This window comes from Rhodococcus sp. W8901 (assembly GCF_013348805.1).
Classification (GTDB): Bacteria; Actinomycetota; Actinomycetes; order Mycobacteriales; family Mycobacteriaceae; genus Prescottella.
On sequence record NZ_CP054690.1, the window covers coordinates 3,919,628 to 3,933,652 of the forward strand.

Sequence of the window (14,025 nt, forward strand, 5' to 3'; positions counted from 1 at the left end):
CCGGGTGCACGCCCGCCCCCGAACTATTCCGACCAGCATCGATGGCGCGAAGTTCACCATGCGCACACTCGGCGGTCCGTCGCGAATTTCCGGCCGTCGGAATTCCACCGAAAACGACACCACGTCGTAGCGTGGCGTTCATCACGTAGACAAGCGCGGCGCGACAGTGTGAATGTTCCTGTCGCGCTGTGCTTCTGCCACGAAACGTCGGATGCCGTCCGGTCCGTTTTCGAGCAGACGGCGGAATCCTGCCTCGTCGAGGATCGGCACACCGAGTTCCTCTGCCTTGGCCGCCTTGGAACCGGGGGCGTCGCCGATCACGACGAACGCCGTCTTCTTCGACACCGAACCGGCGGCCTTGCCGCCGCGGATCAGGATCGCTTCCTTCGCCTCGTCCCGGGAGAACCCCTCGAGCGAACCGGTGACGACGATCGACAGGCCCTCGAGGCTGCGCACGATCGACTCGTCACGCTCGTCCTCCATCGACACCCCCGCCGCGCGCCATTTCTCGACGATGTCCCGGTGCCAGTCGACGGCGAACCATTCGACGACGGCCGCCGCGATGGTGCCGCCCACCCCGTCCACCGCCGCCAGTTCGTCGACACCGGCGTTCTCGATGCGCTCCAGGCTGCCGAACTCGCCCGCCAGCGCCCGCGCCGCCGTCGGGCCGACGTGCCGGATGGACAGCGCGACCAGCACGCGCCACAGCGGTTGCTGCTTGGCCGAGCCGAGGTTGTCGAGCAGGCGCCGGCCGTTCGCCGACAGCTTCCCCGCCTTGGTGCGGAACAGCGACGCCTGCATCAGGTCGTCCTCGGTGAGCGAGAACAGGTCGCCCTCGTCGCGGATGACGCCGGCCTGCAGCAGCGCCGTGGCCGCCTCGTACCCGAGGACCTCGATGTCGAACGCGCCTCGGCCCGCGACGTGGAACACGCGCTCGCGCAACTGCGCCGGGCACGAACGCTGGTTGGGGCAGCGGATGTCCGCATCGCCCTCCTTGGCCGGGGCGAGCGTCGTGCCGCACTCGGGGCACTCGGTGGGCATGACGAACTCGGTCTCGGTGCCGTCGCGCACGTCGACGACCGGGCCCAGCACCTCGGGGATCACCTCTCCGGCCTTGCGGATCACGACGGTGTCGCCGATCAGCACGCCCTTGCGCTTGACCTCGGAGCCGTTGTGCAGCGTCGCCAGCGCGACCGTCGAACCGGCCACCAGGACCGGCTCCATGTACGCGAACGGGGTGACCCGGCCGGTGCGGCCGACACTGACCCGGATGTCGAGGAGTTTGGTGGTGGCCTCCTCCGGCGGGTACTTGTACGCGACCGCCCAGCGGGGCGCGCGCGACGTGGAACCGAGGCGGCGGTGCAGGGCCATCTCGTCGACCTTGACGACCAGACCGTCGATCTCGTGCTCGACGTCGTGGCGGTGCTCGTCCCAGTACTGCACCTTCTCGACCACCGCGTCGATGCCGACCACGCGCGACGTGTGCGACGACACCGGCAGCCCCCACGCCGCGAGTGCGGTGTAGGCGTCGTACTGGCCGACCGGGTCGAAGCCCTCGGTGCGGCCGAGCCCGTGACAGATCATGCCGAGCCGCCGCCGTGCGGTGACGGCCGGATTCTTCTGCCGCAGCGAGCCGGCCGCCGAGTTGCGCGGATTCGCGAAGGGCGCCTTGCCTTCCTGGACCAGGGACGCGTTGAGGGCCGCGAAGTCCTCGAGCCGGAAGAACACCTCGCCGCGCACCTCGAGCAGCGCGGGAATCGGGTATTCGTCACTGGGCGTGAGAGTTTCGGGGATGTCGGCGATGGTGCGCGCATTGAGCGTGACGTCCTCGCCGGTGCGACCGTCACCGCGGGTGGCCGCGCGGACCAGCTTACCGTTCTCGTACACCAGATTGAGCGCGACGCCGTCGATCTTCACCTCGCACAGGTAGTGCAGATCAGGACCGGTCTCGACTTCTACACGCCCGGCCCAGGTGCGTAGTTCGTCGTAGTCGAAGACGTTGTCGAGGCTGAGCATCCGCTCGAGATGGTCGACGGCCTTGAACTCGGTCGCGAACCCGCCGCCGACGAGCTGCGTGGGCGAGTCCGCCGTCCGCAGGTCCGGGTGGCGTTCCTCGAGCGCGTTCAGCTGCCCGAACAGTGCGTCGAACTCGCCGTCGGAGACGACCGGCGAGTCGAGCACGTAGTAGCGGAACTGGTGGTTGCGGACCACCTCGGCCAACTCCTGCCAGCGTTCGCGATCCTCGGCACTCGCAGGCTCCACCGCGGCGTCGGACGGGCTGGTCATTGCGGTAGCGGCTTCGTTCTGGTCCACCTGGGAAGGTTATCGCAGCCAGCTGACAGTTTTCGCGGCCGCAAACTCCCGTTCAGGCCATGGCGGACGGGTCGGCACCGTCGGCGAAGGCGCGGGTCAGCTCGTTCGCCGACCGCAGGGCCGTGCGGGCCCAGTCCGCGTCCGCGCCCGCCAGACCGCACGCCGGGGTCACCGTCACGCGCGACGACAGCAACTCACGCGCGAAGCCCAGGCGATCGAGCAGACGGGTCGCCGGCTCGGCCAGGTCCCGCCAGCCCGGTGTGCGTTCGGGCGCGGTGGTGGGCACCAGGCCCAGCGCCAGGTCGATTCCCGCGTCGAGCAGTTCGCCGATGCCGTCGAGGTCCGCGGTGCGCAGCGTGGTCACGTCGAGGCCCACCATCGACGCACCACTGCGATGCAGCAGACCGAGGGGGGCGTCGGCGGCGCAGCAGTGCACCAGCACGGGCGCGCCGACCCGCTCGATCGCCGACTGCAGCAGTGCCAGGGCCTCCGGTTCGGGCAGCGCACGCGGGGTCTGCAGGATCGACACTCCGGACAGCAAACCCGCGAGGACCGCGGGCAGTCCGGGCTCGTCGAACTGGACCACGACCGGTGAACCGAGGCGCCGCGCCGTGTCCGCGACATGGGCCGCGACACCCTCCGCGAGCGATTCGGTGAGATCGCGCAGCGCACCCCGATCGGTGAGCACCCGGTGCCCGGCGTGCAGTTCCAGTTGCGATGCGAGCGTCAGCGGGCCGACGGCCTGCACCTTCACCGGCTGGTCGGTGCCCCGGCGTCCCGCCAGCTCCCACGCCTCCTCGAGGGCATCGAGGTCGCGGGCCAGCAGGTCGCGGGCGGTGCGGGTGGCCGCGCCGACCCGTTGCGTGAGGCGGTAGCCGGTCGTGGAGGTGTCGAGCGGCATGGAGATCAGCAGCGCCGCGGCGCGGCCGATCATGTCGGCCCCGATGCCGCGGGCCGGAAGTTCCACCAGGTGTGGCAGGGCGGGCAGTTCGCCGACGACGATCTCGGCGGCCGCCCGCGGATCGGTCCCGGGCCAGGAGCCGACGCCCGTCGCGACGCCGACGGGAACGCGGGCGCCCGTCACGGACGGTCCGCGGAGGTTCCCGAGATGGTGCCGCTGCCGATGACCACGTCCCCGTCCTCGTCCGGGTGGTACAGGACCACGGCCTGCCCCTTCGCGACACCGGTGAGCGGTTCCGACAACTGCACCGAGATCCCGCCGTCGACTTCCTCGGCCACCGCGCGGGCGGTGCCACCGTGGGCACGCACCTGAACGACGCACTCGATCGGACCCTCGGGCGCCTGCCCGGACGTCCAGATCGCGCGCTCGGCGGAGATGGTCCACACCTTGAGCCGCTCGGCCGAACCGACCCGGACCGTACCGGTTTCGGGCTCGATCGACGTCACGTAGCGGGGCTGACCGTCCGCGGCCGGGCCCTTCACACCGAGCCCCTTGCGCTGACCGATGGTGAACCCGTGGACGCCGTCGTGCTCGGCGAGGACCTCACCGGAGTCGGCGTCGACGACCGCGCCGGGACGGATCCCGATCTTGGCGCCGAGGAACGCGCGGGTGTCACCGGACGGGATGAAGCAGATGTCGTGGCTGTCGGGCTTGTTCGCCACGGCGAGGCCGCGCTCGGCGGCCTCCTCGCGGATCTGCTCCTTGGGGGTGTCGCCGACCGGGAACATGGCCCGCGACAACTGCTCCGAGGTGAGCACCGCGAGCACGTAGGACTGGTCCTTGTCGGCGTCGACGGCGCGGCGCAGGACGCCGTCCTCGAGCCGCGCGTAGTGACCGGTCGCGACGGCGTCGAAGCCCAGCGCGATCGCGCGGTCCGCGAGCGCCGCGAACTTGATCTTCTCGTTGCATCGCAGGCACGGGTTGGGGGTCTCCCCCGCCGCGTACGCCTCCACGAAGTCGTCGATCACGTCTTCCTTGAAGCGCTCCGCGAAATCCCAGACGTAGAAAGGGATTCCGAGCACATCCGCCGCACGCTTGGCGTCGCCCGCGTCCTCCTTGGAGCAGCAGCCACGCGACCCGGTCCGCAGTGTGCCCGGCGCCGTCGACAGTGCGAGGTGAACACCGACCACGTCGTGGCCGGCCGCCACCGCACGGGCCGCCGCGACCGCGGAGTCCACGCCGCCGCTCATCGCTGCCAGAACTCGCATCTACCGATTCCCTCCGTGTGTTCCCCGAGCGCCGGCACTCGCCAGTCCGGCGGCGCGGGCACGCTCGATCACCTGCGGCAGCGCCGACAACAACGCCTCGACGTCCCGCTCGGTCGACGTGTGCCCCAACGAGAATCGCAGTGATCCACGCGCGAGGACGGGGTCGACGCCCATCGCGGTCAGCACGTGACTCGCGCTCGCGACGCCGGCCGTGCACGCCGAACCCGTGGAGCACTCGACGCCGGCGACGTCGAGCAGCATCAGCAGCGAGTCGCCCTCACAGCCGGGAAAAGTGAAGTGCGCGTTACCCGGAAGCCGCCCGGCACCGGTGGCGCCGTTGAGGATCGCATCGGGGACCGCGCGCCGGACGCCGTCGATCAGGCTGTCCCGCAGGGCCGCCAGCTCGGCGCCGCGCACGTCCATGTCGGCGGTCGTGATCTGCAGCGCGGACGCCAGTCCGACGATCGACGCGGTGTCCTGGGTTCCGGAGCGCAGGTCGCGTTCGTGCCCGCCGCCGTGCAGCAGCGGCACACACGACACCTGCCGGCCCAGCAGCAGGGCGCCGACGCCCTGGGGGCCGCCGAACTTGTGCCCGGCGATGCTCAGCGCCGACAGGCCGCTCGCTGCGAAGTCGACCGGCAGATGCGCCGCGGCCTGCACCGCGTCGCTGTGGATCGGGACGCCGAACTCTGCGGCGACGGCCGCGATCTGCGCGATCGGGTTGATCGTGCCGATCTCGTTGTTGGCCCACATGACGGTGACGAGGGCCGTCTCGTCGGCGTGCACCGACAGCTCGGCCCGCACGACGTCGGGGTCGACGGCACCGTCCGCATCCACGGGCAGCCACGTCACGTGGGCTCCCTCGTGGGCCACGAGCCACTCGACGGCGTCCAACACGGCGTGGTGCTCGACGGCACTGGCGAGGATGCGGGTGCGTTTGGGGTCGGCGTCGCGGCGGGCCCAGTAGATGCCCTTGACGGCGAGGTTGTCGCTCTCGGTACCACCGGAGGTGAAGATCACCTCGGACGGCCGGGCCCCGAGGCAGGCGGCGATGGACTCGCGGGACTCCTCGATCCGGCGCCGGGCCGACCGACCCGATCCGTGCAGTGACGAGGCGTTACCCACCGTGGCGAAGACCTCGGTCATCGCCTCGATCGTTGCCGGATACATGGGTGTGGTCGCGGCGTGGTCGAGGTAGACCGCTGAGCTGGTGGCAGACGAGATCATGACTCGACAAGGATAGCCGTTCACCCGGACCCGTCACGCCGCGGAGACCCCCGTCACGCAGCACGTGCGCGACGACGACCTTCCAGACGCGCAAGGATGCGGTCCGCGCCCACCGCAGCGCCGCGGCGGACCTCGCATTCACACCGCTCGGCCAGCTCCCGACGGTCGCGGCCCGGGGCCTGCAGCGCCCCCAGCGTCACCCGGGCCCGCAGGCCGCGACTCCTGAGCACCCGGCGCATCGAGGCTCCGATCGAGTCGTCGCCCACGAAGCACGGCCCGGTCGTGTGCGCCCCCGCCGCGTCGACATACTCCACCAGCACCGGCTGGACGGGCCGCTGCGCGTCGACCGCGGCCTGGAACAGCGCCGGCCGGAACCGACCGAACGCCCGACCACACCACGTGGTCCCCTCCGGAAAGACGATCACCGTGTCCCCCGCGAGCAGCCGATCCCGCGCGGTGGCGACCGTGTCCGGCAGGCCGCGCAGGTTGCCCCGCTCGATGGGGATCACCCCGGCCCGCCGGGCCACGCCACCGAGCAGCGGCCAGGTCAGCAGGTCGGCGCGGGCGACGAACCGACCCGGCAGCACCGCCGCGAGCACCAGGACGTCGAGCCACGAGACGTGCCCGGCCACCACGAGCGTCCCGCCGGGCACTCGGGCCGGCGATGCGGACACGTCGATCCGGATACCGATGCCGCGCAGTGCTGTTCGCGCGAACATTCGATGGCATGCCACCCGCGGCTGCCGCGGGAGCAGTCGCACGATCGGCAGCAGCACCGACGCCGACGCCACCGCCACCAGCGCGATCCAGCGGCCGCACGCGAGCGCGACCGGGACCCGCTCGGGGCGCCGCGGCAGGCAACCGTCGCCGCACGGGCTCGTCGGCAGCCACGAATGACTCATGCCGCGGCCTCGATCACCGCCGACGCGCGCCGCAACCGCTCGAGGTAGCGGGTGTCGGCGTCGTGCAGGCTCTGCAGGGCCACGAAGTCGGCGACACCGAAGTCCGGGTCGTGCGCGGGTTCGCCGCAGATCTTCGCGCCCAGCCGCAGGTAGCCACGCAGCAGCGGCGGCACCGACGGCCGCAGCGGCGCGGCGATGTCGTCGAGGGGACGGCCGTCCACCCGGACCGGACGCAGCGGTCGCGCCCACGTCGACGGATCGGCGGCGTGGCGGCTCAGCAGGAAATCGCGCACGCCGCGCACGTTCGCACCGGCAACCGCGTCGGGGCGGTCCTGCATCGGCACCGACACACAGCCCATGACGGTGTCGTGGCCGGTGAGCTGCAGGTAGTGCAGGATCCCCGCCCACATCAGTGCCAGGACCGAGCCCGAGCGGTGGTCGACGTCCACACAGGCCCGTCCCATCTCGACGACCCGCCGTCTCGCAGGGTCGAGCGCCGACAGGTCGAACTCGGTCGCGGTGTAGTAGCCCCCGGCCGCGACCGCGGCGTCGGGCGGCAGCATCCGATAGCAGCCGACGAAGTCACCGGAGACGTTGTCGCGGACGAGGAGATGGTCACAGAAGTCGTCGAACCGATCGGCATCGATCCGCTCGGCAGACGGGGGGAGGACGAAGCCGGGTTCGGCGGCGAACACGCGGTAGCGCAGGCGCTGCGCCGCCTCACGATGCTCGCGGTCGGAGGAGACGAGGAGGGAGTAGCGGGATCTGGTGGTCCCTGAAGTCACGGGCGCGGTGTAGACGGTCTCGACGAGTGGCGAAGTTGTCATGCCAGAGGTCTATCGAGCCCGTCCGGCGACGAGGCATCAGCCGCATGTCGACGGGATGCCGGTTCGGTGAACGTCACTGCCGCGCGCGAATTGACGCCCCGCGCGCACGATTGCACGCGCGGGAGACGAATTCGCGCGCGCGGCGGCTGTGGACAACGTCGGAGTTGTCCACAGCAGCGCGAACAGGCGTCGCGCATCGCATCTGCGACGTCGAAGATCGAGGCCATGACCGAGCCTGCACCTCGAACACTGAGACGACGCGATGCGCTCTCCCGAGGCTTCACCGACGCCGAGATCCGCACGCTCTGCCGAAACGGAGGTCTGCGCAGGCTCCGTCCGGGCACATACCTGAGCGCAGTAGCCGATGCCTCGATGGACCCCGCGCAGCGACACCGCGAACTGATCCGGGCGACGCTACCGGGACTGAATCCCGACGCCGTCGTCAGTCACCAGTCCGCCGCGGTGCTGCACGGCCTGTCATTGTGGGACATCCCACTCGACCGCGTATACGTCACGCGGAACCGGACGGGAGGTGGACGGCGCACCCGGCACTTCGCCCAGGCCAGGATGCCGGCGATGCCGTGTTCGCAGAAAAGCAACGTGAGGACAGGATCCGCGACGCCGGCTGGGAGGTCGCGCGGTGGACGTGGCGAGACCTCGACCGTCCGGACGTGATCGGAGCGAGAGTTCGTCGATCGATGCAGCGGCGCGACGACCGGCCCCGCCCCCTGGGCGCGGTGCTGCGCGCGAATTGACGCCCCGCGCGCACGATTGCGCGCGCGGGAGACGAATCCGCGCGCAGCGGGAAGTGGACGGGCACAACACAAAACCCCCGCCACCGGAACCGGTGACGGGGGCGTGCGAGCCTGGGACTGGGATCAGCCCTTGTGAGCCTTGACAGCCTCGGTGAGCTGCGGTGCGACGTTGAACAGGTCGCCGACGACGCCGAAGTCCGCGATCTCGAAGATCGGGGCCTCTTCGTCCTTGTTGACCGCGACGATGGTCTTCGAGGTCTGCATGCCGGCGCGGTGCTGGATGGCACCGGAGATGCCGAGCGCGATGTACAGCTGCGGCGAGACCGTCTTACCGGTCTGACCGACCTGGAACTGGCCCGGGTAGTAGCCGGAGTCGACGGCGGCGCGCGATGCACCGACGGCGGCACCGAGCGAATCGGCGAGCTCCTCGACGACCGAGAACTTGTCGGCGCTGCCGACGCCACGGCCACCGGAGACGACGACCGACGCCTCGGTGAGCTCCGGACGATCGCCACCGACGATCGGGGCACGCGAGACGACCTTGACGGCGCTCTCGTCCTGAGCCGGAACCTCGACGACGACCTGCTCGCCGGCAGCAGCCTGCGGCTGGGCCTCGACGGCACCCGGGCGGACCGAGATGACCGGAACCTCGCCGTTGGCCTTGGCCTCGACGGTGAACGCGCCACCGAAGATCGAGTGGACGGCGCTGCCGTCGGCCTTGACCTCGACGACGTCGGACAGCAGGCCGGAGCCGATGCGAGCTGCCAGGCGACCGGCAACTTCCTTGCCCTCGGTGCTGGCGGCGGTGACGACGGCGGCCGGGCCGGCGGTCTCGACCAGGCCGGCGAGGACGTCGACCTTGGGGGTCACGAGGTAGCCGTCGATGTCGTCGGACTCGGCGACGTAGATCTTCGCGGCACCGGCGGCAGCCAGCGCGTCGGCCAGCTTCGCGGCGGTACCGGCCGGGCCGGTGACGACGGCAGCCGGCTCACCGAGAGCGCGGGCGGCCGTGATGAGCTCGGTGCTGACCTTCTTGAGTGCACCCTCGGCGTGCTCGACGAGCACGAGTACTTCTGCCATTGCTTACTTCTCCCTGTCTTCTCTGCTGGTCTCGAGGGGGCGCGATCAGATGATCTTCTGGCCCACGAGGTACGCGGCGATCTTGGAGCCGCCGTCGCCCTCGTCGGCGACACGCTCACCAGCGGTACGCGGGGGCTTGGGGGTGGATGCGGTGACGGTGGTGCCGGCGTTGGCGACGCCCACGGTCTCCGGATCGACGCCGAGGTCGGCCAGGGTGAGGACCTGAACTTCCTTCTTCTTCGCGGCCATGATGCCCTTGAAGGACGGGAAGCGGGGCTCGTTGATCTTCTCGGTGACCGAGACGATGGCCGGCAGACCGGCCTCGAGGCCGAAGACGCCCTCGTCGGTCTCGCGCTCGCCGGTGACCTTGCCGTCGGCGAGGGTCAGCTTGCGCAGCTGCGTGAGCTGCGGCAGGCCCAGGTACTCGGCGATGATGGCCGGGACGGCGCCGATGCGGCCGTCGGTGGCCTCGTTGCCGGCGATGACGAGATCGGCGGCCTCGCCGTTCTCGAAGCCGATCTGGCCGAGGGCCGCGGCGAGGGTCCAGCCGGTCTGGACGGCGTCGGAGCCGTGCAGGGCGGGATCGTTGACGTGGACGGCCTTGTCGGCGCCCATCGACAGAGCCTTGCGGATGGCGTCGGTGGCACGGTCCGGTCCGGCGCACAGCACGGTGACCTCGCCGCCCTGGGCCTCCTTGATGAGGAGAGCCTCTTCGACTGCGCGCTCGTTGATCTCGTCGAGCACGGCGTCGGCGGCCTCGCGGTCAAGCGTGAAGTCGCCGTCGGAGAGCTTGCGCTCGGACCACGTGTCGGGGACCTGCTTGATCAAAACGACGATGTTCGTCATGGGTCTTCGTCGACCTCCTGTGTCTATCTACCTGATGATCGCGAGCGGCTCCGCGAGATGCCGAGCTCTCGTAAGTAATTTCGTTGCACGTTGGCTGTGCGACAGATTACCCCACGTTAAGTTACCCACGGGTAACTTAGGCGAAATCCGGTCTCACCATAACCGCCTACCGGGCGTTTCATGCGTGTGATGTGGACCACCCCGACCGCCGTCGACACCGCGGGCACTAACCTCGCTGGGGTGAGCGAATCCACAGTTGGTTCCACCGCCGAGTCCCTCGACACCACGACGCCGTCCCCCGACGACGCCGCGACGCTGCCGTTGACCGGCGAGCGGACCGTGCCCGGAATCCCCGAGGAGAACTACTGGTTCCGGCGCCACGAGGTGGTCTACCGCGACCTGCTCCCCCGCTGCACCGGCCGCACCGTCCTGGAGGCCGGATCCGGAGAAGGCTACGGCGCCAACATGATTGCCGACGTCGCGAGCAAGGTCACCGGGCTCGACTACGACATCTCCGCCGTCGAACACGTCCGTGCCCGGTACCCCCGGGTGGAGATGCTGCACGGCAACCTCGCGGAGCTTCCGCTCGCGGACGGTTCCGTCGACACGGTCGTGAACTTTCAGGTGATCGAGCACCTGTGGGACCAAGCGCAGTTCCTGCGCGAGTGCCACCGTGTCCTGACGCCGGGCGGCGAGCTGCTCGTCAGCACGCCCAACCGGATCACGTTCTCCCCCGGCCGGGACACCCCCCTCAACCCGTTCCACACGCGTGAACTCAACGCCGCCGAGCTCACCGAACTGCTCGTCGAGGCCGGCTTCCGGGTGGCGGTCATGACCGGCGTCCACCACGCCGCGCGTCTGCGCGCGCTCGACACCAAGCACGGCGGCTCGTTCATCGACGCCCAGATCGACCGCGCCCTGGCCGGCGAGCCGTGGCCCGAGGATCTCACCCGGGACGTCGAGGGCATCGACGTCGACGACTTCGAACTCCGCGAAGCCGACATCGACGACAGCCTCGACCTCGTCGCCATCGCGATCAAGGATCCTGTGGCATGACCGGCACTCAGGGGGGTCGGGCCGCCGAGGCCCGAGAGCCGGGCATGTTCTGCCTGGTCCTGCACTCGCATCTGCCGTGGCTCGCGAACCACGGCCGGTGGCCGGTGGGCGAGGAGTGGCTGTACCAGTCGTGGGCGGCGACGTACCTGCCGGTGACGGCCGTGTTGCGCCGGCTCGCCACGGAGGGCCGCTCACGGCTGCTGACGCTCGGCATCACGCCGGTGCTCGCTGCCCAACTGGACGACCCGCACTGCCTTGACGGCATGCACCACTGGCTCGGCAACTGGCAGATCCGCGCGCACGAGGCGGCGGGGATGCCGTCGGCGTCACACAAGGAACTCGGTGCGCGCGAGCACCGCGCGTCCGCCACGGCGCTCGCGGACTTCGAAACCCGTTGGCGCCACGGCGGATCCGCGGTGATCCGCGAACTGATCGACGCCGAGGCGATCGAACTGCTCGGCGGCCCGCTGGCCCATCCGTTCCAGCCGTTGCTCGATCCCCGCCTGCGCGCGTTCTCGCTCGCGGAGGGCCTCGCGGACGCGAAGGCCCGCTGGGACCACACACCGTCCGGCATCTGGGCGCCCGAGTGCGGCTACACGCCGGGCATGGAAATCGGTTACGCAGCCGCGGGCGTGTCGCACTTCATGGTCGACGGCCCCGCGCTGCGCGGCGACACGTCGGCGGGTCGGCCGGTGTGGGACTCCGACGTCGTCGCGTTCGGCCGCGACCTCGAGGTCAGCTACCGCGTGTGGTCCCCCAAGACCGGGTACCCGGGCCACGCCGCCTACCGCGACTTCCACACGTACGACCACGACACCGGGCTCAAGCCCGCGCGCGTCACCGGGCGCAGTGTGCCGTCCGAGCAGAAGGCCCCGTACGACCCGGACCTGGCCGCCGCGGCGATCGACAAGCACGTCGAGGACTTCGTCGAGACGGTCCGACGACGACTCCGCAGCGAGTCCGAGCGCATCGGCAGGGACGCACTGGTCGTCGCCGCGTTCGACACCGAACTCTTCGGGCACTGGTGGTTCGAGGGCCCGCAGTGGCTCGAGAAGATGCTGCGCGCGCTGCCCGAGGCCGGGATCGACGTCGGCACCCTCGCCGATGCACGCGCCCGTGGCTACGTCGGCGCACCCGTGGAACTGCAGGACTCGTCGTGGGGTTCGGGCAAGGACTGGCGGGTGTGGGCCGGCGACCAGGTTTCCGACCTGGTCCAGCTCAACGCGGAGGTCGTGCAGACCGCACTCGACACCATCGACAAGTCGCGCGATGCGAATCCGGGCAGACCGGAACTTCGCAATCGGGTCCACGACCAGATGTTGCGTGAGACGCTGATGGCGGTCTCGAGCGACTGGGCGTTCATGGTCAGCAAGGACTCGGCAGCCGGGTACGCGCGGGATCGGGCCCACAAGCACGCCCACGCGCTGCGGGAAATCGCCGACGCGGTCGCGTCCGGCCGGGACGACGTCGCACGCCGTCTCGCGGACGGATGGAACGCCGCCGACGGCCTGTTCCCCGCCCTCGACGCGCGGCGCCTGCCCGGTCCGCTGACTGATACAGCCGCATTCGCTGGGAGCGTGTGATGAAGATTCTGATCGTGTCGTGGGAGTACCCGCCGGTCGTGGTCGGCGGGTTGGGACGGCACGTCCATCACCTCGCGACCGAACTGGCCGCCGCCGGCCACGAGGTGGTGGTGCTGTCGCGGCGGCCGTCGGGCACCGATCCGACGACGCACCCGACCGTCACGGAGATCTCCGAGGGCGTTCTGGTGGTCGCGGTCGCCGAGGATCCGCCACACTTCATCTTCGGTGAGGACATGCTGGCGTGGACGCTCGCGATGGGCCACGCGATGGTCCGCGCCGGGGTCGCGCTGTCGAAGGGCGGCATCGGTGAGGGCTGGCAGCCCGACGTCGTCCACGCCCACGACTGGCTGGTGGCGCATCCGGCGATCGCCCTCGCCGAGTTCTACGACGTCCCGCTGGTCTCGACGTTGCACGCGTCGGAGGCAGGCCGGCACAGCGGCTGGATCTCGGGGCGGATCAACCGTCAGGTCCACTCGGTGGAGTGGTGGCTGGCGAACGAGTCGGACTCGATCATCACGTGCTCGGCGTCCATGGAGGACGAGGTCACTCAGCTGTACGGGCCCGAACTGCCGCCGATCACGGTGATCCGCAACGGCATCGATGTCACCACGTGGAGCTACCGCCCGCGCGCACCGCGGTCGGGGCCGGCGACGCTGCTGTACGTCGGACGGCTCGAGTACGAGAAGGGCGTGCAGGACGCAATCGCCGCACTCCCCCGGATCCGGCGCAGCCACCCGGGCACGACGCTGGCCGTCGCGGGCGAGGGGACCCAGTTCGAGTGGCTGCAGCAGCAGGCCCGCACGCACCGAGTGGCACGTTCGGTGACGTTCCTCGGCAACCTCGACCACGAGGAGCTGCTGAGCTGGCTGCACGGCGCCGACGCGATCGTGCTCCCCAGCCGGTACGAGCCGTTCGGGATCATCGCCCTCGAGGCGGCCGCCGCGGGCACACCGCTGATCACCTCGACCGCGGGCGGGCTCGGCGAGGCCGTCGTGGACGGCGTGACCGGACTGTCGTTCGAGCCGGGGGACGTGGACGGACTGACCTCCGCGGCCCGCGAGGTGCTCGACGATCCCGCCGCCGCTCAGACGCGGGCGCGGGCGGCTCGCGAGCGGCTGACCGCCGACTTCGACTGGCGCAAGGTCGCCGAGGAGACGGTCCAGGTGTACTCGGCGGCCAAGCGCCGCGTGCGGCATCCTTTGGCACGCCCCGAGATTCCCGAGCGCCCGCTACCCGGTCGGTAGCGGGCCGCCCGGCCCACGCCCGA

General features: G+C 70.6%; 12 protein-coding genes. 4 read left to right on the forward strand and 8 right to left on the reverse strand.

What is annotated here, in order from left to right:
* Nucleotides 1-141: 141 nt before the first annotated feature.
* The 6 genes from ligA to HUN07_RS18345 form a co-directional block, all read right to left on the reverse strand.
* On the reverse strand, nucleotides 142-2,286 hold the full coding sequence (gene ligA / locus HUN07_RS18320) for an NAD-dependent DNA ligase LigA (RefSeq protein WP_254623014.1): 2,145 nt from the start codon (nucleotides 2,284-2,286) through the stop codon (nucleotides 142-144).
* 79 nt (nucleotides 2,287-2,365) lie between these two features.
* Nucleotides 2,366-3,397 (reverse strand): methionine synthase, encoded by a 1,032-nt coding sequence (locus tag HUN07_RS18325; protein WP_174911691.1) that lies wholly within the window; start codon nucleotides 3,395-3,397, stop codon nucleotides 2,366-2,368.
* Entirely contained in the window at nucleotides 3,394-4,482 is a 1,089-nt protein-coding gene (mnmA, locus tag HUN07_RS18330) for a tRNA 2-thiouridine(34) synthase MnmA (RefSeq protein WP_174911695.1), read from the reverse strand. The genes HUN07_RS18325 and mnmA overlap by 4 nt, the downstream gene beginning before the upstream one ends.
* A complete protein-coding gene (locus HUN07_RS18335) occupies nucleotides 4,483-5,709 on the reverse strand; it encodes a cysteine desulfurase family protein (RefSeq protein WP_174911698.1) in 1,227 nt (408 codons plus the stop codon).
* Between the two features lie 53 nt (nucleotides 5,710-5,762).
* The gene (locus tag HUN07_RS18340; protein WP_174911701.1) at nucleotides 5,763-6,611 is read right to left on the reverse strand and encodes a lysophospholipid acyltransferase family protein; all 849 of its coding nucleotides are present in this window, start codon (nucleotides 6,609-6,611) and stop codon (nucleotides 5,763-5,765) included.
* Nucleotides 6,608-7,438 carry a GNAT family N-acetyltransferase gene (locus HUN07_RS18345; RefSeq protein WP_114722533.1) on the reverse strand — a complete coding sequence of 277 codons (831 nt, stop codon included), beginning with the start codon at nucleotides 7,436-7,438 and terminating at the stop codon, nucleotides 6,608-6,610. Before HUN07_RS18345 ends, HUN07_RS18340 begins: the two co-directional genes overlap by 4 nt.
* A 581-nt stretch (nucleotides 7,439-8,019) precedes the next feature.
* Between HUN07_RS18345 and HUN07_RS27100 the strand changes: the two genes are divergently transcribed.
* Nucleotides 8,020-8,193, forward strand: a complete 174-nt coding sequence (locus tag HUN07_RS27100) for a hypothetical protein (RefSeq protein WP_254622588.1) — start codon at nucleotides 8,020-8,022, stop codon at nucleotides 8,191-8,193.
* 123 nt (nucleotides 8,194-8,316) lie between these two features.
* Here the strand turns inward: HUN07_RS27100 and HUN07_RS18355 are convergent, their stop codons facing one another.
* A complete protein-coding gene (locus tag HUN07_RS18355) occupies nucleotides 8,317-9,273 on the reverse strand; it encodes an electron transfer flavoprotein subunit alpha/FixB family protein (RefSeq protein ID WP_114722535.1) in 957 nt (318 codons plus the stop codon).
* A 45-nt stretch (nucleotides 9,274-9,318) separates the two neighbouring features.
* Nucleotides 9,319-10,119 (reverse strand): electron transfer flavoprotein subunit beta/FixA family protein, encoded by an 801-nt coding sequence (locus tag HUN07_RS18360; RefSeq protein WP_114722536.1) that lies wholly within the window; start codon nucleotides 10,117-10,119, stop codon nucleotides 9,319-9,321.
* A gap of 240 nt (nucleotides 10,120-10,359) precedes the next feature.
* Between HUN07_RS18360 and HUN07_RS18365 the strand changes: the two genes are divergently transcribed.
* Genes HUN07_RS18365 through HUN07_RS18375 form a run of 3 tightly spaced genes read left to right on the forward strand, consistent with a single transcriptional unit; the run spans nucleotide 10,360 to nucleotide 14,002 of the window.
* Nucleotides 10,360-11,175, forward strand: a complete 816-nt coding sequence (locus HUN07_RS18365; RefSeq protein WP_429519861.1) for a class I SAM-dependent methyltransferase — start codon at nucleotides 10,360-10,362, stop codon at nucleotides 11,173-11,175.
* Complete coding sequence (locus HUN07_RS18370) at nucleotides 11,172-12,758, forward strand: 1,4-alpha-glucan branching protein domain-containing protein (protein ID WP_174911704.1); 1,587 nt, start codon at nucleotides 11,172-11,174, stop codon at nucleotides 12,756-12,758. The genes HUN07_RS18365 and HUN07_RS18370 overlap by 4 nt, the downstream gene beginning before the upstream one ends.
* Nucleotides 12,758-14,002, forward strand: a complete 1,245-nt coding sequence (locus HUN07_RS18375) for a glycosyltransferase family 4 protein (RefSeq protein ID WP_114722537.1) — start codon at nucleotides 12,758-12,760, stop codon at nucleotides 14,000-14,002. The genes HUN07_RS18370 and HUN07_RS18375 overlap by 1 nt, the downstream gene beginning before the upstream one ends.
* Nucleotides 14,003-14,025: the final 23 nt, after the last annotated feature.

Bases quoted from the DNA above. Each gene is read 5' to 3' on its own strand.
- HUN07_RS18375 (WP_114722537.1), top strand. From the start codon at position 12,758: ATGAAGATTCTGATCGTGTCGTGGGAGTACCCGCCGGTCGTGGTCGGC.
- HUN07_RS18355 (WP_114722535.1), bottom strand. From the start codon at position 9,273: ATGGCAGAAGTACTCGTGCTCGTCGAGCACGCCGAGGGTGCACTCAAG.
- HUN07_RS18340 (WP_174911701.1), bottom strand. From the start codon at position 6,611: ATGAGTCATTCGTGGCTGCCGACGAGCCCGTGCGGCGACGGTTGCCTG.
- HUN07_RS18335 (WP_174911698.1), bottom strand. From the start codon at position 5,709: ATGATCTCGTCTGCCACCAGCTCAGCGGTCTACCTCGACCACGCCGCG.
- HUN07_RS18345 (WP_114722533.1), bottom strand. From the start codon at position 7,438: ATGACAACTTCGCCACTCGTCGAGACCGTCTACACCGCGCCCGTGACT.
- mnmA (WP_174911695.1), bottom strand. From the start codon at position 4,482: ATGCGAGTTCTGGCAGCGATGAGCGGCGGCGTGGACTCCGCGGTCGCG.
- HUN07_RS18370 (WP_174911704.1), top strand. From the start codon at position 11,172: ATGACCGGCACTCAGGGGGGTCGGGCCGCCGAGGCCCGAGAGCCGGGC.
- HUN07_RS18360 (WP_114722536.1), bottom strand. From the start codon at position 10,119: ATGACGAACATCGTCGTTTTGATCAAGCAGGTCCCCGACACGTGGTCC.
- ligA (WP_254623014.1), bottom strand. From the start codon at position 2,286: ATGACCAGCCCGTCCGACGCCGCGGTGGAGCCTGCGAGTGCCGAGGAT.